The organism is Pseudonocardia sp., from assembly GCF_035305885.1.
In the GTDB taxonomy this organism is placed as follows: Bacteria; Actinomycetota; Actinomycetes; order Mycobacteriales; family Pseudonocardiaceae; genus Pseudonocardia.
This window is the reverse complement of the sequence record NZ_DATGOP010000067.1, coordinates 21004-40333: the sequence shown is the minus strand read 5'-3', so window position 1 is coordinate 40333 and position 19330 is coordinate 21004. Positions and strand designations below refer to the sequence as shown.

Sequence of the window (19330 nt, the reverse complement as noted above, 5' to 3'; positions counted from 1 at the left end):
TCAGGCCGAGCAGAGCTGCTCGGTCGTCAGTCCCTCGGCGGGCAGGTTGTCCTCGGAGAACCCGAACGGGCTCGCGGCCTGGAGCCAGCGCCCGTCCCCGTGGGCCTTCTCCAGCTCGGCGTTGAACGCCTCCCGCAGGTCGTTGTCGGCCTGCCGGAACACGAAGCCGCCCGCGGACACGACCGGCTCCCCGTTCTCCGTCGGCGTGAAGCCCGGCGTCACCTCGACGCCCGCGTCCGGGTTCTTGCCCGCCAGCCACTTGAGCGAGATGTCGGTGAGCGCCGCGGCGTAGGCGCGGCCCGACGTCACGGCCTGCAGCAGCGCGTTCTGGTCGTCGTACACGCTGATGTTCCCCGACGGCACCCCGGCCGACTCGGCGTAGCCCTGCTCCACGGCCGCGCTGAGCACGGCGAGCGGGAGCCCCTTGCTCGCGATGTCCTCGAACGTGGCGACCCCTTCGGGGTTGCCGCTGGGCACGAGGAACGCCGTCAGCGCGGAGTAGTCCGGGATCGAGAACGCCGCCTGGCCGCAGCGCTCGGGCGTGATGTTCATGCCGGCGCAGACCATGTCGTACCGGTTGGCGTTCAGCGCCGGGATCAGCGAGCCGAAGTCGACCTGCTCCGCCTGGATCTCGCCGATCCCCAGCGCCTGCAGCACCACGCGGGCGACCTCGGGCGCCTCGCCGGTGACGTTCCCCTGGACGTCGGTGAAGCCGTACGGCTCCTCGCCCGCAATGCCGATCTTGATCGAGCCCGCGCTCCGCGCGCGCTCCAGCGCGCTCTCACCGCTGCCCGCGGCGCCACCGCCGCCGGTGGCCTGGCAGGCACCCAGCAGCGTCCCCCCGCCGAGCGCGACGGCCCCGGCCGTCGCCGTGCGGCGGAGGAAGTCCCGCCTGCTCCAGCCTCGCTGCGTCATGGTGGTTCTCCTTCCCGTCGGAAACGCGGCCCCCCTCCGGCCACCGCCGTTGACGTACGAACGTAGGTGAACTCCGCGCGCACGCGTTCACCCGGGCGCCCCAGACCGCCACTCGTTACGGGACCGCAATTGACCAGGAGGTTCCGCGCGCGATTTCACCCGATCGGACGCCATGACCGATGGGAAAACGGGGTACGGAAGTTGGCTTTTCGCGCCCCGGGTCCCGCCGAGCCGGGGCGCGCGCCATGCGACAGGATCGGCGCATGCTGCGCATCGCAGGGCTCCCGGTCTGGGTCGGACCGTCCGACGTCGTCGCGGGCGCGCGGGCGGTCGTCGGCTGGGGCGACGAGGCCGTCCAGGTGGCGTCCGCCCTGCCCACGCGGGTGGCGGGGCTGCTCGACGAGGCCGACGGGCTGGTCCGGCGGATCAGCGCCGTGGCCGACCGCGCCGACGCGATCGTCGAGCGCGTCGACGGGGTCATGCGGACGGTCGACGAACTGCTGGTCACCGTGCGGGCGGCGGCGAGCCGGGTCGACGAGGTGCTCGGCGACGCCGACGCCCTGGTCCGCACGGTGGACACCCTGCTGGTCGAGGTCCGCACCGTCTCCGAGGCCGCGAGCGGGCTGGTCGAGCGCGCCGGAGGGGTCGCCGACGGCGCCGCCGCGCTCGTGCAGCGGGCGGGCGGGGTGGCCGAGGGCGCGAACGAGGTGATCGGCAGGGCCGCCGCGGTCGCCTCCCGGGCGGGCGGCGTGGTCGACCGGGCCTCCGGCGCCGCGGACGGAGCGACCGAGCTGCTCGCCGTCTACCAGCCGATCGCACGCCGGGCGGCCCCGCTCGCGGAGCGGTTCGTGGAGGAGTTCTCCGAGGAGGAGATCCACGCCGCGGTCCGGCTCGTCGACCAGCTGCCGCAGCTCACCGAGCACATGGAGCGCGACATCATGCCGATCCTGGCGACCCTCGACCGGGTCGGCCCGGACGTCCACGAGCTGCTCGAGCAGCTCAAGCAGGTGCGCCAGGCGATCCAGGGCATCCCCGGCCTGCGGTTCTTCAGCCGCCGCGGCGAGCGGGACGACGCCGAGGAGGACCAGCCCGGCTGACAGCCGGCCTCAGTCGACGCCGTGCGCGGCGAGCACGAGCGTGACGATCTCGTCCATCATCGCCGTCAGCTGGTAGTCCTTCGGCGTGAAGACCGCGGCCACCCCGCGCTCGCGCAGCTTCACCGCGTCCTCCGACGGGATGATCCCGCCGACCACCACGGGCACGTCGTCGACCCCCGCCGCGCGCAGGCCGTCCACGACCGCGGGCACGACCTCCAGGTGCGACCCGGAGAGCACCGACAGGCCGACCACGTGCACGCCCTCCTGCACGGCCGCGGCCACGATCTCCGACGGCGTGAGCCGGATCCCCTGGTAGACGACCTCGAACCCGACGTCGCGAGCCCGCACGGCGACCTGCTCGGCCCCGTTGGAGTGCCCGTCGAGGCCCGGCTTGCCGACCAGCATCCGCAGCCGCGACCCGATCGCCTCGCTCGCGGCCTTGACCCGCTCGCGCACCTGCGCGATCTCCGCGGCCGTCGAGCCGCCCCCGACCGCCGCCGACACCCCCGTCGGCGCGCGGTACTCGCCGAACACCTCCCGCAGCACCCCGGCCCACTCGCCGGTGGTCACGCCCGCCTTCGCGCACGCGATCGAGGGCTCCACCAGGTTCGCGTCGGTCTTGGCGGCGTCGCGCAGCGCCTCGAGCGCGGCCTCCACCGCGGCCGCGTCCCGCCCGGCCCGCCACGCGCGGATGGCCTCGATCGCCGCCGCCTCCGTCGCCGGGTCCACCGTCTCGATGGCGGCGGCGCCCTCGGCCTGCAGCGGGCTCGGTTCCGTGGTGGTGAACCGGTTGACGCCGACGACGACCTCCTCGCCCGTCTCGATGCGCCTGCGCCGCTCGGCGAGCGAGCTGACCAGCCTGCCCTTGATGTAGCCGGACTCGACGGCCGCGACCGCGCCGCCCATCTCCTGCACCCGGTCGATCTCGGCGCGGGCGCCCTCGACGAGCTCGGCGACCTTCGCCTCGACCACGCGGCTGCCGTCGAACAGGTCCTCGTACTCGAGCAGGTCGGTCTCGTAGGCGAGCACCTGCTGCATGCGCAGCGCCCACTGCTGGTCCCACGGGCGGGGCAGGCCGAGCGCCTCGTTCCAGGCGGGCAGCTGGATGGCCCGCGCCCGCGCGTCGCGCGAGAGCGTGACGGCGAGCATCTCCAGCACGATGCGCTGCACGTTGTTCTCCGGCTGTGCCTCGGTGAGGCCCAGCGAGTTGACCTGCACGCCGTAGCGGAGCCGCCGCTGCTTCGGGTCCTGCACGCCGTAGCGCTCGCGCGTGATCTCGTCCCAGAGCCGGGCGAACGCGCGCATCTTGCACATCTCCTCGACGAACCGCAGCCCGGCGTTCACGAAGAACGAGATCCGGCCCACGACGTCGCCGAACCGCTCCTGCGGCACCTGCCCCGAGTCGCGCACGGCGTCGAGCACGGCGATGGCCGTGGACAGCGCGTACGCCAGCTCCTGCGGCGGCGTCGCCCCGGCCTCCTGCAGGTGGTAGCTGCAGATGTTGATCGGGTTCCACTTCGGGGTGTTGCGCACCGACCAGGCGATCGTGTCGGCGATCAGGCGCATGCTCGGCGCGGGCGGGAACACGTACGTGCCGCGCGACAGGTACTCCTTGATGATGTCGTTCTGCGTGGTGCCCGTGAGGCGATCGCGCGGGACGCCCTGCTCGTCGGCCACGGCGACGTACAGCGCGAACAGCCACATGGCCGGCGCGTTGATCGTCATCGACGTGTTGGCCTCGCCCAACGGGATGCCGTCGAACAGCGTGCGCATGTCCCCGATGTGGCTCACCGGCACCCCGACCTTGCCGACCTCGCCCTTCGCGAGCTCGTCGTCGGGGTCGTAGCCGGTCTGCGTCGGCAGGTCGAAGGCGACCGAGAGCCCCGTCTGTCCCTTGGCGAGGTTGCGGCGGTAGAGCGCGTTCGACATCCGGGCGGACGAATGGCCCGCGTACGTGCGCATCACCCAGGGGCGGTCGCGCTCGCGGTCGGTCGGGTACGGCACCGGGCACCTCCGCGTCGAGATGAGCGAGGAGAACGATGCTACTGGCGCGTAGCCCCCGGTACCGGGCCCGCGGAGCGGCGTCACACCCTCGGATCGATCCAGCGCGGCGTCAGCCTCCCCCGCCGTAGAGCTCCCCGATGATCGTCCGGGCCATCTGGGCGGCGGGGTCGCGCCCGTCGACGGACGGCGCGAGCGAGGTCCACACCACGACCGTGGTGTCGCGCTCCGGGTCGTGACCCGCGAAGGTGTTGAACCCGGGCAGCTCGCCGGTGTGCCCGTAGAACGGTCCGAACCGGGCGAGCGCGAGCCCGTAGCCGGGGCTCTCGGGATCGGCCGGGTCGATCGGGCGGACGCTCTCGAGCCGCACCCGCTGCATCTCGGGTGAGAGCAGCCCGCCGCCGACCAGCTCCCGCACGTAGGCGATCAGGTCGTCGGACGTGGAGATGCCCGCGCCCGCGCTCCAGGCCCAGGACGGGTTGGTCCCGGTCACGTCGAGCGGGGCGAGCGTCCCGGCCCGGGCGGCCTCCTGCTTCTCCGACGGCAGCACGTTCGTGTCGACGGTCTCGACGAACGTCCCGTAGGTGTAGCCCTGCGGGTGGGGCTCGGGCAGGACGCTCGTCTTCGTGGGGAACGACGATCCCGGCATGCCCACCCGGTCGAGGACACGGCGCTGGATCTCCTCCTCCAGCGAGTTGCCGGTGACCTGCTCGACGATGCGCCCGAGCAGCGCGGTGTTGGTGTTGGAGTAGGAGAAGCCCTCACCGGGCGGGAACTGCGCCGGCATCGCCAGCCCGATCGCGATCAGCTCCTCGGGGGCGAGGACGGTCCCCGGGTTCTGGTCCAGCCGCCGGGCGAGGTCTGCCGACCGCGTGTAGTTGCCCAGCCCGCTGCGCATCGTGAGCAGCTGCTCGATCGTGATCGCCTGCCCGTTCGGCACGTCCGGCCGGTACGCGGCCACCGGGTCCTCGAGCCGGAGCACGCCCTCCTCGACCAGCTGCAGCACGACCGTACCCGTCCACGTCTTCGTGACGCTGCCGATCCGGATGTGGTCGCCGGTCTGCACCGGCTCGGTGCCCCGGAACGTCCGGGTGCCGAAGGTGGTGGTCCAGTCGCCCAGCTCGGGCGAGCGGACCTGGACGACCGCGCCCGTCACGAGCATGTCGTCGACGAGCGCCTCGAGCTCTGGCCGCAGCGCCGCCGCGTAGGCGGGCTCCGCCGGATCCGGGCTCACCGGGGGCGCGGTCGCGACGCCCGGACCGCAGCCGGCCAGCAGGAGCGCGGCGGTCGCGGCGAGGGCCAGGCTCCGCCACGGGCGGGGGTGCGGCGCCGGTGGTGCCATCTCGGGCCTCCGCTGTCGGTCGGTCCCCCCGGACCGAGGCGCACGAGCGCCCGCGGTGCACGGACAAGTGTCGAGGACGGCGCGGCGCGGGGCGAGGGTCTTCCGGCCCTTCCCGCGGGGGGTGGACGCGCCCCGGCGGGGGGCGCACGATCGACACCATGCTCGAGGCACCGCTCAGCGTCCTCATCGGCGCCGTCGTGATGCTGGGCGTCGTCCTGCTGGCGCTGCGGTGGACGTTCGGCACCGGGCGCGACCTCCCCGTGCCCCCGGTCCCCGACCCGGACGACCCGACCGGTGACGGGCTGCTCACCGAGGTGTCCCGGGTGCCGACGGAGGCGGCGGCGCAGGTGCTGCGCGCGCGCCTGGCGGAGGCCGGGATCCGGTCCACCGTCGGGCGGGCCGGTGAGGCGTACCGGCTGCTCGTGTTTCCGGCCGACGAGGTGAACGCGCGGTTGGTGGTGGGGCAGGAGCGGTGGTAGGGGGCCTGGGCCTCCTGGTGGCGCTTTTGGGTTCCGCGGAACCTCCGCGGGGCACAGGATGGCCACCTTCACGCAACCAGCCTCTGCGGCCCCTTTCGGACAGGCTTTCACCGGGCAGGCCCGGAGCCTGCCCGGATTGGCGTGCGGCGCCGCCAGGAGCGGTTCCGCTTTCCGGTCCGCGGAATCTGATTCGCGCCCCGAAAACCGTCGGACCCGGGTGTCATCCCTGCCTCGCACACCGGTGAGGAGCGATGTCCGGCGCCGTCTCTCCGTTCCGCACCTCGTTCCTGAACCCTCGTTCCGACGCAGCCGAGCCGCTGAGCGGGAACGCCGAAAGCCTGGTCGAGATGCACACCAGAGCCATCCTCAGCATCGACCGCACCACGATCACACCGAACCGGGACGGCGCCCCACTTGACGTGGACCACGTCCCGAGCCCGCTACTGCAGAAGCGGATCACCCCGGCCGCGTGAGAAGCCGGTTCCGCGGAACCCGAATCAGAGGGCGCGGTGACCAGGCGCGCCCACCGGCAGCCGGATCGACGGGAATCGAGTTCCGCGCGGAACCCGGGCGCACACGCGGAGGTGGCCGTGCTCCCCGTCGTCGGAGCACGACCACCCTTCCCCCGCGTACGGAAACCGGCGCCGCCCCCACGGCACCGGTTCCGCTCAGCGCCGCTCGGGCGCTTCCCCCGTGGTGATCACCACGGTCGGTGCGTCGCCTGCGGCCGGCTCCCCAGCGGGCCGCCTGCGCTTGCGCACCGCGCGGACGATCAACACGGTCACGACCGCCACCACGACGACGGTCGTGGCCGTCGGTCCGAGCAGGTGGGCCGACTGGCGGATCGCGAGCGACGCGGCGCTGCCGAGCCCGACGTAGACCAGGCCCCACACCAACGCGCCGACCGCGGTCCACCGCGCGTACCGCCCCCACGGCATGCGCAGCGTGCCGGCGAGCACCGGGACGAGCGAGTGCGCCACGGCGAGGAACCTCGACCCGGCGATCGTGCGCCCGGTCCCCCCGCGCAGCACGCGCTCGGCCCGGGCCCAGTTCGCCTCGCCGATCTTCCGGCCGGCCCAGCTGTCCCGGATCCGCCCCCCGAACCTCCGTCCGAGCAGGTACCCCCCGGTCTGCCCGGTGAAGCTGGCCATGGCCGCGACCGCGGCCAACGCCAGGTACTCCCCTGCGTCACCGACGGTCGTCGCCGCGGCGAGCAGGACGACCTCGCCCGGTGTCACGAGCCCGACCAGCACGGTCGTCTCGAGCACCAGCATGACGCCGACCACCGCGTACAGCTGCCACGCCGGGATCGCGTCGAGCATCGCGAAGAACGTGGCGAGCCATTCGGTGATCACCCGTCCACTCTGGCGTCTCGGCGCCGCGAAAGCCCATCCGGGGAGCCCCTGAACCCGCGTGGGGATATCCCCCCTGTTCGATCAGGGGTTGTCGCCCTACGACCGGACCCGCCGCACGTCGGCGCCCAGCGCCTGCAGGTTCTCCACGAACCGCGGGTAGCCGCGGTCGATGTGCTCGACGTCCCAGACCTGGGTCACGCCGTCGGCGCACAGCCCGGCGAGCACGAGGCCGGCGCCGGCCCGGATGTCGCTCGCCCACACCGGCGCGCTGGAGAGCCGCTCGACGCCGCGGACGACGGCGTGGTGACCGTCGGTGCGGGCGTCGGCGCCGAGCCGGATCATCTCGTCGACGAACCGGAACCGCGCCTCGAACACGTTCTCCGTGATCATCGAGGTGCCGTCGGAGATGGCGGAGAGCGCGATCGCCATCGGCTGCAGGTCGGTGGCGAAGCCGGGGTACGGCAGGGTCACGAAGTCGACGGCCTTCGGCCTGCGGTCCATCCGCACGGTGAACTCCTGCGCGCCGCCGATCTCGGTCTCGGCGCCCGCGGAGCGGAGCTTGTCCAGCACCAGGTCGAGGTGGTGCGGGTCGACGCCGCGCACGGTGACCTCGCCGCGGGTCATCGTGGCGGCGAACGCCCAGGTGGCGCCGACGATGCGGTCCCCGATGACGCGGTGCTGGGTGGGCTGCAGCTCGGTCACGCCGTGCACGGTGAGCGTCGAGCTGCCGACGCCGTCGATCTTGGCGCCCATCTGCTGGAGCATCGTGCAGAGGTCGACGATCTCCGGCTCGCGCGCCGCGTTGTCGATGACCGTGGTGCCCTCGGCGAGCACCGCCGCCATCAGGATGTTCTCCGTGGCGCCGACGCTGGGGAAGTCCAGCCAGATCTGCGCCCCGCGCAGGCCCCCGGCCTCCGCGACGACCCGCCCGTGCTCGATCTCGGTCTTCGCGCCGAGCTTGCGCAGCCCCGCCTGGTGCATGTCCAGGGGACGGGAGCCGATCGCGTCGCCGCCGGGCAGCGGCACGACGGCGCGCCGGCAGCGGGCCACGAGCGGCCCGAGCACGCACACCGACGCACGCAGCCGCGAGACCGACGCGTAGTCGGCGTGCGCGCCCGGGTGCGCCGGGACGTCGATGGTGACCGTGTCGTGGTCGACCTCGACCGTGCAGCCGAGGCTGCGCAGCACGTCGGCCATCAGCGGCACGTCCAGGATCTCGGGGCAGTTGGTGATGGTCGTGGTCCCCTCGGCCAGCAGCGCCGCCGCCATCAGCTTCAGCACGCTGTTCTTCGCCCCGACCACGTCGACAGCGCCGACGAGGCGGGCGCCGCCTGTCACCGCGAAGTGCTCTGCCACGCCCGCGACGCTATCCGGTGCCCGCCCGGGCGGTGCGGGCGGCCACCGTCGCCTCCCATCCGGCCAGGACGCAGTCCACCACGGTGTCGAGCTCCTCGCGGGTGGCCCCGTCGCGGGCTTGCAGCGACAGCCCGAACTGCACCGACATGACGTACGCGGCCAGCGCGGCGGTGTCGGCGCCCGGCGGCACGTCCCCCTCGGCCTGCCCGCGCTCGAGCCGCTCCCGGACGGCCGCCGTGCCCGCCCGACGCTGCTCGGCGAGGAAGTCGCGGATCCCCTCGGTGCTCGGGGTGTAGGTGGTGGCCGCGAGCACGACCATGCAGCCCTTCGGCTTGTCCGGCGCGGTGTAGGAGCACACGTTCGCCCGCAGCATCGCCTCGATGCCCGCGATCGCCGTGGGCGCCTCGCGCAGGGCCGCGAGCGCCGGCTCCCCCTCCATGCCCTCGTAGAGCGCGACGGCCTCGCGGAACAGCGCCTCCTTGCTGCCGAAGGCGGCGTAGAGGCTGGGCGGGCGGATGCCCATCCGGGCGGTGAGGTCGCCGATCGACGTGCCCTCGTAGCCGTGCTCCCAGAACGCCTCCATCGCCAGGCGCAGCGCCGCCTCGCGGTCGAACCCGCGTGGACGTCCTCGCACCGCCATCAGCGCTCCTTCTGTAGCGACCCATCAAGATACCCCGCCCGGCAGATAGTAGCCATGGCTATAGTTGCCATGTACAGTAAATGCCGTGCCTGGAGCTCCTGGAACCGCGGCCGGGGCCGTCGTGTGGCGGCTCGCGACGAAGTGGCGGGTCGCGGTCGACCGCGCGCTGGCCCCGCTGGACCTGACCCACGCCCAGTACGTCCTGCTGGCCTCCCTGTGGGGGCTGCAGCGGGACGGACGGGAGCCGAGCCAGCGCGAGCTGGCCGACGAGACCGGGCTCGAGCCGCTGTACGTCTCGAAGCTGGCGCGCACGCTCGAGGCGAAGCGGCTCATCACCCGCGGCCGCGACCCCCACGACACCCGCGCCGTGCAGCTCGCGCTCACCGAAGGCGGAGAGCGGACGGTGCGGGAGGCGATGCGGATCGTCCAGGAGCTCCTGGAGCGACTCCTCGCCCCGCTCGGCGGCCGCCACAGCGCCCGCACCGAAGCCCTCGTGCGCGAGCTCACCGAGCTGCTCGACAACCCCCTCGACCCGCCGTCGCACTAGCGGAGGAACACCATGCCCGAGACCCCGGTCCTCGACTCGACCATCCACCACGCCGAAACCGGCTCCGGACGGCCGTTCGTCTTCCTCCACGGCAACCCGGCGTCGTCGTTCATGTGGCGCAACGTCCTCCCCCGCATCGGAAGGGGCAGGCTCATCGCGCCCGACCTGATCGGGATGGGCCGGTCCGGCAAGCCGGACGTCGACTACTCGCTGGCCGACCACGCCCGCTACCTCGACGCCTGGTTCGACGCCCTCGGCCTCGACGACGTGGTGCTCGTCGGCCACGACTGGGGCGGCACGCTCGCCTGCGACTGGGCCGCCCGGCACCCGGAGCGCGTGCGCGGGATCGCGGTGTTCGAGGCGATCGTCAAGCCGATCGACTCGTCGGGCATCAGCCCGCAGGCGCGGGCCCGCGGCGAGATGATCCGCACCCGCGGCGCGGAGCTGCTGGAGTCCGACCTGCTCATCCGGTCCGCCTACACCGGCGGGGTGCTCACCCCGGTCGCGGACGACGTGCTGGCCGAGTACCTGCGGCCGTTCCCGTCGCCCCGGGAGCGGCGCCCCGTCCTCGCGTGGGCCCAGCAGCTGCCGATCGACGGCGAGCCCGCCGAGGTCATCGCCCGGATCGAGGCGTTCGACGCGTGGCTCGCCGAGAGCACCGAGGTGCCGAAGCTGCTGCTCACGTTCGACGGCTCGCCCACGCTGCTCAGCCCGGAGATGGCCGAGTGGTGCGCGGCGAACGTCGCGTCGGTCGAGATCGTTCCGTGCGGCGCGGCCGGCCACCACGCCGCGGAGGACCGACCCACCGAGATCGGCGACGCCATCGCGGCGTGGGCCGAACGCCACGATCTGTAGCGTTCACTCAAGAAAGCCCCTTGACGGAACGATCCACCCGGCCGCAGACTTCCGTAGCGTTCGCTACAGAAAGGGAGCCGGATGAACGACCTCAGCGGCCGGGTGGCCCTCGTGACCGGCGGCAGCCGCGGCATCGGCGCCGCGATCGCGGTGCGGCTGGCCCGCGAGGGCGCCGACGTGGCGCTCACCTACCGGGAGGCGGCCGACAGCGCCGCGAAGGTGGTCCGGGAGATCGAGGCCGCGGGCGGGCGCGGGCTCGCCCTGCAGGCCGACAGCGCCGACGCGGGCGCCGTGCGGGACGCGGTCGACCGGACCGCCGCCGAGCTGGGCCGTCTCGACGTGCTCGTCAACAACGCGGGCGTGTTCCCGTACGGGCCGTTCGAACAGGTCGGCGCCGACGAGCTGGACCGCACGATCGCGATCCACGTGCGCGCGGCGTTCGTCGCGGCCCAGGCGGCGTCGGCGCACCTCGGGCCGGGCGGGCGGATCATCAACATCGGCAGCAACCTGGCCGAGCGCGCCCCGCACGCCGGCATCGCGCTCTACGCGATGACCAAGTCCGCGCTGACCGGCTTCACCCGGGCGCTGGCGCGGGAGCTGGGCCCGCGCGGCATCACCGTGAACGTCGTGCACCCCGGGTCGACCGACACGGACATGAACCCGGCCGACGGTCCCGCGGCCGCCGACCAGGTCGCGCTCACCGCGCTCGGCCGGTTCCAGACCGCCGACGACGTGGCGGCCACCGTGGCGCACCTCGCGGGCCCCGGCGGGCGCACGATCACCGGCACCGCGCTCCTCGTCGACTCGGGGGCGAACGCCTGACGGCATAGGCTGCGCCCATGGCCGTGCACCTGACGAGGATCTACACGCGGACCGGGGACGACGGCACCACGGCGCTGGGCGACTTCAGCCGGGTCCGCAAGACCGACGCCCGGCTCGCGGCCTACGCCGACACCGACGAGTGCAACGCCGCGCTCGGGGTCGCCATCAGCGTCGGCGGTCTCGCCGACGAGCTGCTCAGGCCGCTCCGCCAGGTGCAGAACGACCTCTTCGACGTCGGCGCCGACCTGTGCACGCCGATCGTCGAGAACCCGCAGCACCCGCCGCTGCGGGTCACGGAGGACTACATCACCCGGCTCGAGCGCTGGTGCGACGAGTTCAACGAGGGCCTGCCGAAGCTGGACTCGTTCATCCTGCCGGGCGGGACGCCGGGGGCGGCCTACCTGCACGTGGCCCGCACGGTGGCGCGCCGCGCCGAGCGCTCGGTGTGGGCGCTGCTGGAGGCCGACGCCGAGCGCACCAACCCGCTCACGGCGAGGTACCTCAACCGGCTGTCGGACCTGCTGTTCATCCTCGCCCGGGTGGCCAACCCGGACGGCGACGTGCTCTGGCGGCCGGGCGGGGCGGATCGGCGGTAGGGAGCCGGGTCAGGAGGCCGCCACCGCCCGTCGTCGGCCCGCTGCCACGCGACCGGCTCGCCGGCCGGGACGAGGAGGTCCGCCGGCCAGTACGTGGCATCGGGGTCCCAGCCGGCGAGCAGGGTGGCCCACCCACGCCTGCGGGTCGTCGATCTCGTAGACCCGCGCCCCGGGGCGGGCCGCAGCGGGGACACCAGCGCCTCGGTCCACCCGAGGTCGTCCTCCACGAGCAGCAGTTGCGTCGCGCCGAGGCCGGGCCGCGTGGGACGTCGTCGTGACGAGCCGCCCCTGCGCGGGCGTCGACCACCGGCATCCGCTCACCGGCGCCGCGGGGGCGGCGTGCCGTTCGGGCCCATCCACCGCACGTGCGCCTGCGCGCCCGCGTCGAGCGGGGAGGTCCACCACCGCCATGTCGCCGACGCCGCGCGTCCGCGATCGAGCGCAGCCGTGCGACCGCGCCCGGGTCGGCCGGCTGCGGGTCCTCCTCGTCCGGGGCCTGCCAGTAGCGTGCGGAGGCCACCGCGTCCGCGAGGCGGTCGAGCAGGGCGGCCCCGTCCGGCGCCACCCCGGCCCCGTGCGGGCGAGCTCGGCGCCAACCGCCGGCCCCGCGGACCCCCGAGCAGCGCCGCGCCGTCCACGCGCCGGACGCTACGAGGCCTGCCGATACCCGGTGGTACGCCCGGGCGGGGTGGCCTCCACCCACGACAGGAAGCCGGTGAGCACCCCCGGCGACATGGCCAGCTCCAGCTCCGCGCCCCGGACCCGGCAGCGCAGCACCGACGCGCCTTGCGGGATGACGTAGGCCTCCGGGTTCACCGGCGTGCGCCGGTCGACGATCTCCAGCTCGGTGCGGTCGACGACGACCGTCGGGCCGGGCCGCAGCGACGTGAGGCGGAACCAGGCGAGCTCGTCGCCGCGGTAGCGCCCCACGCCGAAGTGCCACCCGGCGGTGCCGTCCTGGGCGCGGAACCGGGAAAGACGAACGGGGCGGCGGCGCAGACAGACGTCCACACCACCGCCCCGCATGAGTCTCACCCGACGGACGGCCAGGTAACCGAGACAGAGGCAGGCGAGCAGCAACAGGATGCTGATGAGCAGCGCTGTCGCTCCCACCTGCGCGGCCTCCGCTACTCGGACACGCCCGCGGCCTTGAGCCGCACCTGCGCCCTGGCCGCCGCGCGGGCACCCTCGGGATCGGATGCGTCGGCGCGCTGGAGCGCGTTGCGGGCGCGCGCCACGTCGATCTCGTCGGCCAGCTCGGCGTACTCGGCGAGCACGGTCACGTTGTCCGGCGTGATCGACAGGAACCCACCGTGCACCGCCAGCGTGGTGGACTTCCCGTCGGTGCCGTCGACGCGGACGACCGCCGTGTCCTCCAGCTGCGCGAGCGTGGGCTCATGGCCCGGCAGGATGCCGATCTCGCCCTCGGTGGTGCGGGCGAGGACGAAGTTGGCCTCACCGGACCAGATCCGCCGCTCGACCGCGACCAGCTCGACGTTCATCGTCGCCACGATCAGCCCTGGCCCTCGAGCTTCTTGCGGTTCTTGTCCAGGTCGTCCAGGCCACCGCAGAGGAAGAACGCCTGCTCGGGCACGTCGTCGAACTCACCCTTGGCGATCTTGTCGAACGCCTCGATGGTCTCCTTGAGCGGGACCGTCGAGCCCGGCTGGCCGGTGAACTGCTCGGCGACCAGCAGGTTCTGCGACAGGAAGCGCTCGATGCGGCGGGCCCGGCCGACGAGCTGGCGGTCCTCCTCGCTCAGCTCGTCGATACCGAGGATGGCGATGATGTCCTGCAGGTCGTTGTAGCGCTGCAGGATCCGCTTGACCTCGTTCGCGACCCGGAAGTGCTCCTCGCCGATGTACTGCGGGTCGAGGATCCGGGAGGTCGACGTCAGCGGGTCCACCGCCGGGTAGATCCCCTTCTGGGAGATCGGGCGGGAGAGCTCCGTGGTGGCGTCGAGGTGCGCGAACGTGGTGGCGGGCGCCGGGTCGGTGTAGTCGTCGGCCGGCACGTAGATCGCCTGCATCGAGGTGATCGAGCGGCCGCGGGTCGAGGTGATCCGCTCCTGCAGCTCGCCCATCTCGTCGGCCAGCGTCGGCTGGTAACCCACCGCGGACGGCATGCGGCCCAGCAGCGTGGAGACCTCGGAGCCGGCCTGGGTGAACCGGAAGATGTTGTCGATGAAGAGCAGCACGTCCTGGTTCTGCTCGTCGCGGAAGTACTCCGCCATCGTCAGCGCCGACAGGGCCACCCGCATACGGGTGCCGGGCGGCTCGTCCATCTGCCCGAACACCAGCGCGGTGTCCTTGATGACGCCGGACTCGGTCATCTCGGTGATGAGGTCGTTGCCCTCACGGGTGCGCTCGCCGACGCCGGCGAACACCGAGGTACCACCGAAGTTCTTGGCGACGCGGGTGATCATCTCCTGGATGAGCACCGTCTTGCCCACGCCGGCGCCGCCGAACAGGCCGATCTTCCCACCCTGCACGTACGGGGTGAGCAGGTCGATGACCTTGATGCCGGTCTCCAGCATCTCGGTCTTGCCCTCGAGCTGGTCGAACGCCGGGGCCTTGCGGTGGATGCTCCACAGCTCGCCGGTCGGCTCGAAGCTCGGGTCGTCGAGGCAGTCGCCGAGCGCGTTGAACACGTGCCCCTTGACCTGGTCGCCCACCGGCACCGAGATCGGCCGGTTCAGCGACGTGACGGTCTGGCCGCGGACGAGACCGTCGGTGGGCTGCATCGAGATGCAGCGCACCATGCTGTCGCCGAGGTGCTGGGCCACCTCGAGCGTCAGCTTCTTGGCCAGGTCGCCGAACTCGACGTCGACCGTGAGGGCCGTGTAGAGCTCCGGCACCGCGTTGCGGGGGAACTCGACGTCGACGACCGGGCCGGTGACGCGGACGACCCGGCCGGTCGTGGTCTGGGTATCTGCGGTGGCGGTCATCTCAGCTCTCACTCCCTGCGCTCACGAGAGCGTCGGCCCCACCGACGATCTCACTGATCTCCTGGGTGATCTGCGCCTGACGGGCCTGGTTCGCTTCCAGTGTCAGGGTACGGATCAGCTCGTTGGCGTTGTCGGTGGCGGCCTTCATCGCCCGCTGGCGGGCGGCCGACTCCGAAGCAGCGGCCTCGAGCAGCGCGGCGAACAGCCGCGCTCCGATGTACTTGGGCAGCAGCGCGTCGAACAGAGTGTCGGCGTTCGGCTCGAAGGTGTACAGCGGCTTGACCGAATCGGCCGACTGCCGCGTCGCCTCCCGCCGCTCCTCGATCTCGCCGCCGGGGGCGCCGACGGTGTCGGACTCGTACTCCACTTCGAGCGGGGCCATCCGGCGGGCCTGCGGCACCTGGGTGACCATGTTCTTGAACTGGGTGTACACCAGGTGCAGCTCGTCGACGCCGTCGGCGCCGTCCTCGGTGCCCTTCATGAACGCCTCGACCAGCACGCGGGTCGCCTCCGCGGCGTCGGCGTAGGTCGGCTGCTCCGAGAAGCCCGTCCAGGCCTGCTCGATCTTCCGGCGTCGGAACCGGTAGTAGCTCACGCCCTTGCGGCCGATGACGTAGAGCACCGGCTCCTTGCCCTGCTCGCGGAGCAGCTGCTGCAGCTGCTCCGCCTCCTTGAGGACGTTGACGTTGTACCCGCCGCACTGCCCGCGGTCGCTCGTCACCACCAGCACCGCGGCGCGCCTCGGGTTCTCCCGCTCGACGAGCAGCGGGTGGTCCAGCGCCGAGTTGCTGGCCAGCTCGGACAGCACGGCCGTGATCTGCTCGGCGTACGGCCGCGAGGCCTCGACCCGGGCACGCGCCTTCATGATCCGCGAGGTCGCGATGAGCTCCATCGCGCGCGTGATCTTCTTGATGGACTGCGTCGACCGGATCCGCCGCCGCAGCACGCGAATCTGTGCCGCCATGCGCTACTCCTCAGCTCCCGGTCGACTAGCTCGAGGCCGGGGCCGGCTTGTTGACCTTGACGGTGTCGCGGTCGACCTCGTCCTCGTCCAGCGCCTCGGCCGGAGCCTCCTTCGGGACCACCGACGACCCGTCGGACGCGGTGAACTCCTTCTTGAAGTCGCCCACGACCTTCTCGATCCGCTCGGACAGCTCGTCGGAGAGCTCACCGGTGTCGCGGATCTCGGCGAGGATCCCCTCGTGGTTGCGGCGGACGTGGTCGAGGAACTCCGCCTCGAAGCGCCGCACGTCGCCGACCGGCACCGAGTCGAGGTGGCCACGGGTGCCGAGGAAGATCGACACGACCTGCTCCTCGACCGGGAACGGCTGGTACTGCGCCTGCTTGAGCAGCTCGACCAGCCGGGCGCCGCGGTCCAGGGCCGCCGCCGACGCGGCGTCGAGGTCGGAGCCGAACGCGGCGAACGCCTCCAGCTCGCGGTACTGCGACAGGTCGAGGCGCAGCGAACCCGACACCTTGCGCATCGCCTTGACCTGCGCGGACCCACCGACGCGGGACACCGAGATACCGACGTTCATGGCCGGGCGCACGCCCTGGTTGAACAGGTCGGACTCGAGGAAGCACTGGCCGTCGGTGATGGAGATGACGTTGGTCGGGATGTAGGCCGACACGTCGTTGGCCTTGGTCTCGATGATCGGCAGACCGGTCAGCGAGCCGCCGCCCAGGTCGTCGGACAGCTTCGCGCAGCGCTCCAGCAGGCGCGAGTGCAGGTAGAACACGTCGCCCGGGTACGCCTCGCGGCCCGGCGGGCGGCGCAGCAGCAGCGAGATGGCGCGGTAGGCCTCGGCCTGCTTGGACAGGTCGTCGAAGACGATCAGGACGTGCTTGCCCTGGTACATCCAGTGCTGGCCGAGCGCCGAGCCGGTGTAGGGAGCGATCCACTTGTAGCCGGCCGGGTCGGAGGCCGGGGCGGCGACGATGGTGGTGTACTCCAGCGCGCCCGCTTCCTCGAGCGACTGCCGGACACCGGCGATCGTCGAGCCCTTCTGGCCGACCGCGACGTAGATGCAGCGCACCTGCTGCTTCGGGTCGCCCGTGGCCCAGTTCGCCTTCTGGTTGATGATCGTGTCGACGCAGATCGCGGTCTTGCCGGTCTTGCGGTCGCCGATGATGAGCTGACGCTGGCCGCGTCCGATCGGCGTCATGGCGTCGATGCTCTTGATGCCGGTCTGGAGCGGCTCCTTGACCTCCTGCCGCTGCACCACCGACGCCGCCTGCAGCTCCAGCACGCGCTCGGTCTCGGCCTCGATGTCGCCGAGCCCGTCGATGGGCCGCCCGGTCGGGTCGATGACGCGCCCGAGGAAGTTGTCCCCGACCGGCACCGAGAGGATGCGGCCGGTCCGGCGGACCTGCTGGCCCTCCTCGATGTGCGTGTAGTCGCCGAGGATGACGGCGCCGATCTCGTGGACGTCCAGGTTCAGCGCGACACCCAGCACGCCGCCTTCGAACTCGAGGAGCTCGTTGGTCATGGTCGAGGGCAGGCCCTCGACGTGGGCGATGCCGTCGCCGGTGTCGGAGACGGTGCCCACCTCTTCGCGGGTGGTGCTGGTCTCCAGCGACGAGACGTAGCTGGAGATCGCACTCCGGATCTCCTCGGAGGAGATCGTCAGCTCTGTCATGGCTGTCGTCTGTCCTTCTCTTCGGAACGTTCTGTGGTCAGCGGGGAAGGGAGCGGCGCGCGGCGGCGAGCTTGCTCGCCACGCTGCCGTCGATGACCTCGCCGCCGACCTGCACGACCAGACCACCCAGGATGCTGGGGTCCAGCTCGATCTGCAGCGACATCGGCCGCCCGTAGAGGCGGTTCAGCGAGTCGACGAGCTTCTGCTCCTGCTCCGGGGAGAGTGCGACCGGTGTGGTGACGCGCGCGATCGACCGGTCGCGGCGCGCTGCCGCCAGCTCGGCGAGCTCCTCGCACACGACGTCGAGGTGCCGGTCGCGCGGGAGCCGGACGCTGTGGCGCAGCAACCCTGCGACGACCGGGGAGACCTTGCCCTCGATCAGCCGGTCGAGGAGCGCGATGCGCCCGTCGGCCGGACGGGTGGTGTCGGCGAGCAACGCGGCCAGCTCGGGCTCGCGGTCGAGCACGCGGCCGAACCGGAACAGCTGGTCCTCGACGTCGTCGAGCGAGCCGTCCTTCTCGGCCACGGCGAGCAGCGCCTGCCGGGCGAGTGCCTCGAACGCGCTGACCAGGTCACCGGGCCGCGACCAGCGCGACGCGGCGAGGCCGCGGGCGAAGTCGAGCGTCGGCTCGGCGACCTGCTGCCCGACGAGCCGCTCGAGCAGCCCCGTGCGGGACGCCTCCGGCGACGACGGGTCGGCGAGCAGCCGGCGCAGCGAGCGCTGCTCGTCGAGCAGGCGCGTGATCGCGAACAGCTCGTCACCGAGCCGCTGCAGGTCGGCGGCCCCTGCCGAGTCGGCGTAGGCGTTCAGCCGGTCGGTGGCCGTCGCCAACGACTCACGGCTGGCGGCCTGCAGGACCTCCGCCATCAGCTGGCCCCGCCCGCCGTCGTGGTCTCACGGGGGCCGAGGGAGTCCAGCTCGGAGAGGAACGCGTCGACGGTGGCCCGGCGACGGTCCTCGTCGGCGAGGGAGTCACCGACGATGCGCTCGGCGAGCTGCACCGACAGCCCACCGATCTCCCCGCGCAGCTGGCGCACGACCTGCTCGCGGGCCGCGGCGAGCTGCTCCTCGCCGCGCTGCCGGATCCGGGCGGCCTCCTCCTCGGCCTGCGCCCGCAGCTCGGCCTTGATCTGCTGGCCCTCGGCGCGCGCGTCGTCGCGGATGCGCGCGGCCTCGGCCCGCAGGCCCGCGAGCTGCTCCTCGTACTGCCGCTTGAGCTCGGCGGCCTGCTCCTGGGCCTCCTCGGCCCGCTTCAGGCCGCCCTCGATCTTGTCCCGCCGCTCCGCGTAGACCTTCTCGAACTGCGGGATCGCGAACTTCTGCAGCAGCCAGAACAGCAGCAGGAACGCGATCAGACCGACGATGATCTCGACGGTGTGCGGAACGAGGGGGTTGAGCTCCTCGGCCGCGAGAACGGTGGTGGTCATGGTCTTCTCCTCCGCCTACCCGGCGCTGGACCGCCGGTACTCAGAGCGCGAACGCCATGACCAGGCCCAGGATGGCCAGCGCCTCGGACAGGGCGAACCCGATGAACGCGATGCCCTGCAGCTGGCCGCGGGCCTCCGGCTGGCGGGCGACACCGTTGATGAACGCCGCGAACACGATGCCGACGCCGATACCCGGGCCGATCGCGGAGAGGCCGTAGCCGATGACGTTCAAGTTGCCGCTGATCATTTCTGAGCTTCTTCCTTTCCTCCGGTCCGCGACGTCCCGCGGACCTGTCAGGTCGTGGGGGACG

The 19330-nt window shown here is 72.6% G+C and carries 21 protein-coding genes; 7 read left to right on the top strand and 14 right to left on the bottom strand.

The genetic code is table 11. The features are described 5' to 3' along the window. Window positions 1-915 (bottom strand): ectoine/hydroxyectoine ABC transporter substrate-binding protein EhuB, encoded by a 915-nt coding sequence (ehuB, locus tag VKZ81_RS13905; protein WP_324241947.1) that lies wholly within the window; start codon window positions 913-915, stop codon window positions 1-3. A 263-nt stretch (window positions 916-1178) separates the two neighbouring features. Between ehuB and VKZ81_RS13900 the strand changes: the two genes are divergently transcribed. Next, window positions 1179-2012, top strand: coding sequence for a hypothetical protein (locus VKZ81_RS13900; protein ID WP_324241946.1), 834 nt, complete (start codon window positions 1179-1181; stop codon window positions 2010-2012). Window positions 2013-2021: 9 nt separating this feature from the next. On the opposite strand, the gene VKZ81_RS13895 is transcribed toward VKZ81_RS13900, so the two are convergent. Both VKZ81_RS13895 and VKZ81_RS13890 read right to left on the bottom strand, forming a co-directional pair. After that, the gene (locus VKZ81_RS13895) at window positions 2022-4016 is read right to left on the bottom strand and encodes a protein meaA (protein WP_324241945.1); all 1995 of its coding nucleotides are present in this window, start codon (window positions 4014-4016) and stop codon (window positions 2022-2024) included. Between the two features lie 109 nt (window positions 4017-4125). Next, window positions 4126-5355 carry a serine hydrolase domain-containing protein gene (locus VKZ81_RS13890; RefSeq protein WP_324241944.1) on the bottom strand — a complete coding sequence of 410 codons (1230 nt, stop codon included), beginning with the start codon at window positions 5353-5355 and terminating at the stop codon, window positions 4126-4128. Between the two features lie 158 nt (window positions 5356-5513). Here VKZ81_RS13890 and VKZ81_RS13885 point away from each other — a divergent pair, with 158 nt between their 5' ends. Together VKZ81_RS13885 and VKZ81_RS13880 are read left to right on the top strand one after the other, a co-directional pair. After that, the gene (locus VKZ81_RS13885; protein ID WP_324241943.1) at window positions 5514-5834 is read left to right on the top strand and encodes a hypothetical protein; all 321 of its coding nucleotides are present in this window, start codon (window positions 5514-5516) and stop codon (window positions 5832-5834) included. A gap of 251 nt (window positions 5835-6085) precedes the next feature. Beyond that, entirely contained in the window at window positions 6086-6307 is a 222-nt protein-coding gene (locus VKZ81_RS13880) for a hypothetical protein (protein WP_324241942.1), read from the top strand. A gap of 195 nt (window positions 6308-6502) precedes the next feature. On the opposite strand, the gene VKZ81_RS13875 is transcribed toward VKZ81_RS13880, so the two are convergent. The 3 genes from VKZ81_RS13875 to VKZ81_RS13865 form a co-directional block, all read right to left on the bottom strand. Next, window positions 6503-7189: a DedA family protein gene (locus VKZ81_RS13875; RefSeq protein ID WP_324241941.1), complete on the bottom strand. Its 687-nt coding sequence runs from the start codon at window positions 7187-7189 to the stop codon at window positions 6503-6505. A gap of 96 nt (window positions 7190-7285) precedes the next feature. Then, window positions 7286-8545 (bottom strand): UDP-N-acetylglucosamine 1-carboxyvinyltransferase, encoded by a 1260-nt coding sequence (gene murA / locus VKZ81_RS13870; RefSeq protein WP_324241940.1) that lies wholly within the window; start codon window positions 8543-8545, stop codon window positions 7286-7288. Window positions 8546-8555: 10 nt separating this feature from the next. Beyond that, the gene (locus tag VKZ81_RS13865; RefSeq protein WP_324241939.1) at window positions 8556-9185 is read right to left on the bottom strand and encodes a TetR/AcrR family transcriptional regulator; all 630 of its coding nucleotides are present in this window, start codon (window positions 9183-9185) and stop codon (window positions 8556-8558) included. 85 nt (window positions 9186-9270) lie between these two features. On the opposite strand from VKZ81_RS13865, the gene VKZ81_RS13860 reads away from it, so the two are divergent. The 4 genes from VKZ81_RS13860 (at window position 9271) to VKZ81_RS13845 (ending at window position 12005) form a co-directional block, all read left to right on the top strand. Continuing rightward, entirely contained in the window at window positions 9271-9732 is a 462-nt protein-coding gene (locus tag VKZ81_RS13860) for a MarR family winged helix-turn-helix transcriptional regulator (protein ID WP_324241938.1), read from the top strand. 12 nt (window positions 9733-9744) lie between these two features. Further along, window positions 9745-10587: a haloalkane dehalogenase gene (locus VKZ81_RS13855; RefSeq protein WP_324241937.1), complete on the top strand. Its 843-nt coding sequence runs from the start codon at window positions 9745-9747 to the stop codon at window positions 10585-10587. Window positions 10588-10668: 81 nt separating this feature from the next. Continuing rightward, on the top strand, window positions 10669-11409 hold the full coding sequence (locus VKZ81_RS13850) for an SDR family NAD(P)-dependent oxidoreductase (RefSeq protein WP_324241936.1): 741 nt from the start codon (window positions 10669-10671) through the stop codon (window positions 11407-11409). 17 nt (window positions 11410-11426) lie between these two features. Beyond that, entirely contained in the window at window positions 11427-12005 is a 579-nt protein-coding gene (locus tag VKZ81_RS13845) for a cob(I)yrinic acid a,c-diamide adenosyltransferase (RefSeq protein ID WP_324241935.1), read from the top strand. A 648-nt stretch (window positions 12006-12653) separates the two neighbouring features. Here VKZ81_RS13845 and VKZ81_RS13840 read toward each other — a convergent pair. The 8 genes from VKZ81_RS13840 to atpE are packed head-to-tail and all read right to left on the bottom strand — an operon-like array spanning window position 12654 to window position 19266. Then, window positions 12654-13118, bottom strand: a complete 465-nt coding sequence (locus VKZ81_RS13840; protein WP_324241934.1) for a DUF2550 domain-containing protein — start codon at window positions 13116-13118, stop codon at window positions 12654-12656. Window positions 13119-13132: 14 nt separating this feature from the next. After that, window positions 13133-13516, bottom strand: a complete 384-nt coding sequence (locus VKZ81_RS13835; RefSeq protein WP_324241933.1) for a F0F1 ATP synthase subunit epsilon — start codon at window positions 13514-13516, stop codon at window positions 13133-13135. A gap of 2 nt (window positions 13517-13518) precedes the next feature. Next, entirely contained in the window at window positions 13519-14952 is a 1434-nt protein-coding gene (gene atpD, locus VKZ81_RS13830; RefSeq protein WP_324241932.1) for a F0F1 ATP synthase subunit beta, read from the bottom strand. Between the two features lies 1 nt (window position 14953). Continuing rightward, the gene (locus VKZ81_RS13825) at window positions 14954-15916 is read right to left on the bottom strand and encodes a F0F1 ATP synthase subunit gamma (protein ID WP_324241931.1); all 963 of its coding nucleotides are present in this window, start codon (window positions 15914-15916) and stop codon (window positions 14954-14956) included. 25 nt (window positions 15917-15941) lie between these two features. Beyond that, entirely contained in the window at window positions 15942-17591 is a 1650-nt protein-coding gene (gene atpA, locus VKZ81_RS13820; protein WP_324241930.1) for a F0F1 ATP synthase subunit alpha, read from the bottom strand. Between the two features lie 37 nt (window positions 17592-17628). After that, complete coding sequence (locus VKZ81_RS13815; RefSeq protein WP_324241929.1) at window positions 17629-18459, bottom strand: F0F1 ATP synthase subunit delta; 831 nt, start codon at window positions 18457-18459, stop codon at window positions 17629-17631. Further along, on the bottom strand, window positions 18459-19019 hold the full coding sequence (locus VKZ81_RS13810) for a F0F1 ATP synthase subunit B (RefSeq protein WP_324241928.1): 561 nt from the start codon (window positions 19017-19019) through the stop codon (window positions 18459-18461). The genes VKZ81_RS13815 and VKZ81_RS13810 overlap by 1 nt, the downstream gene beginning before the upstream one ends. Window positions 19020-19059: 40 nt before the next feature. Continuing rightward, complete coding sequence (gene atpE / locus VKZ81_RS13805) at window positions 19060-19266, bottom strand: ATP synthase F0 subunit C (protein ID WP_324241927.1); 207 nt, start codon at window positions 19264-19266, stop codon at window positions 19060-19062. Window positions 19267-19330 lie beyond the last annotated feature (64 nt).

Excerpts from the sequence above, each read along its gene's own strand:
- ehuB (WP_324241947.1), bottom strand. The coding sequence starts at position 915 with ATGACGCAGCGAGGCTGGAGCAGGCGGGACTTCCTCCGCCGCACGGCG.
- VKZ81_RS13900 (WP_324241946.1), top strand. The coding sequence starts at position 1,179 with ATGCTGCGCATCGCAGGGCTCCCGGTCTGGGTCGGACCGTCCGACGTC.
- VKZ81_RS13890 (WP_324241944.1), bottom strand. The coding sequence starts at position 5,355 with ATGGCACCACCGGCGCCGCACCCCCGCCCGTGGCGGAGCCTGGCCCTC.
- VKZ81_RS13885 (WP_324241943.1), top strand. The coding sequence starts at position 5,514 with ATGCTCGAGGCACCGCTCAGCGTCCTCATCGGCGCCGTCGTGATGCTG.
- VKZ81_RS13880 (WP_324241942.1), top strand. The coding sequence starts at position 6,086 with ATGTCCGGCGCCGTCTCTCCGTTCCGCACCTCGTTCCTGAACCCTCGT.
- VKZ81_RS13865 (WP_324241939.1), bottom strand. The coding sequence starts at position 9,185 with ATGGCGGTGCGAGGACGTCCACGCGGGTTCGACCGCGAGGCGGCGCTG.
- VKZ81_RS13855 (WP_324241937.1), top strand. The coding sequence starts at position 9,745 with ATGCCCGAGACCCCGGTCCTCGACTCGACCATCCACCACGCCGAAACC.
- VKZ81_RS13850 (WP_324241936.1), top strand. The coding sequence starts at position 10,669 with ATGAACGACCTCAGCGGCCGGGTGGCCCTCGTGACCGGCGGCAGCCGC.
- VKZ81_RS13845 (WP_324241935.1), top strand. The coding sequence starts at position 11,427 with ATGGCCGTGCACCTGACGAGGATCTACACGCGGACCGGGGACGACGGC.
- atpD (WP_324241932.1), bottom strand. The coding sequence starts at position 14,952 with ATGACCGCCACCGCAGATACCCAGACCACGACCGGCCGGGTCGTCCGC.
- VKZ81_RS13825 (WP_324241931.1), bottom strand. The coding sequence starts at position 15,916 with ATGGCGGCACAGATTCGCGTGCTGCGGCGGCGGATCCGGTCGACGCAG.
- atpA (WP_324241930.1), bottom strand. The coding sequence starts at position 17,591 with ATGACAGAGCTGACGATCTCCTCCGAGGAGATCCGGAGTGCGATCTCC.
- VKZ81_RS13815 (WP_324241929.1), bottom strand. The coding sequence starts at position 18,459 with ATGGCGGAGGTCCTGCAGGCCGCCAGCCGTGAGTCGTTGGCGACGGCC.
- VKZ81_RS13810 (WP_324241928.1), bottom strand. The coding sequence starts at position 19,019 with ATGACCACCACCGTTCTCGCGGCCGAGGAGCTCAACCCCCTCGTTCCG.
- atpE (WP_324241927.1), bottom strand. The coding sequence starts at position 19,266 with ATGATCAGCGGCAACTTGAACGTCATCGGCTACGGCCTCTCCGCGATC.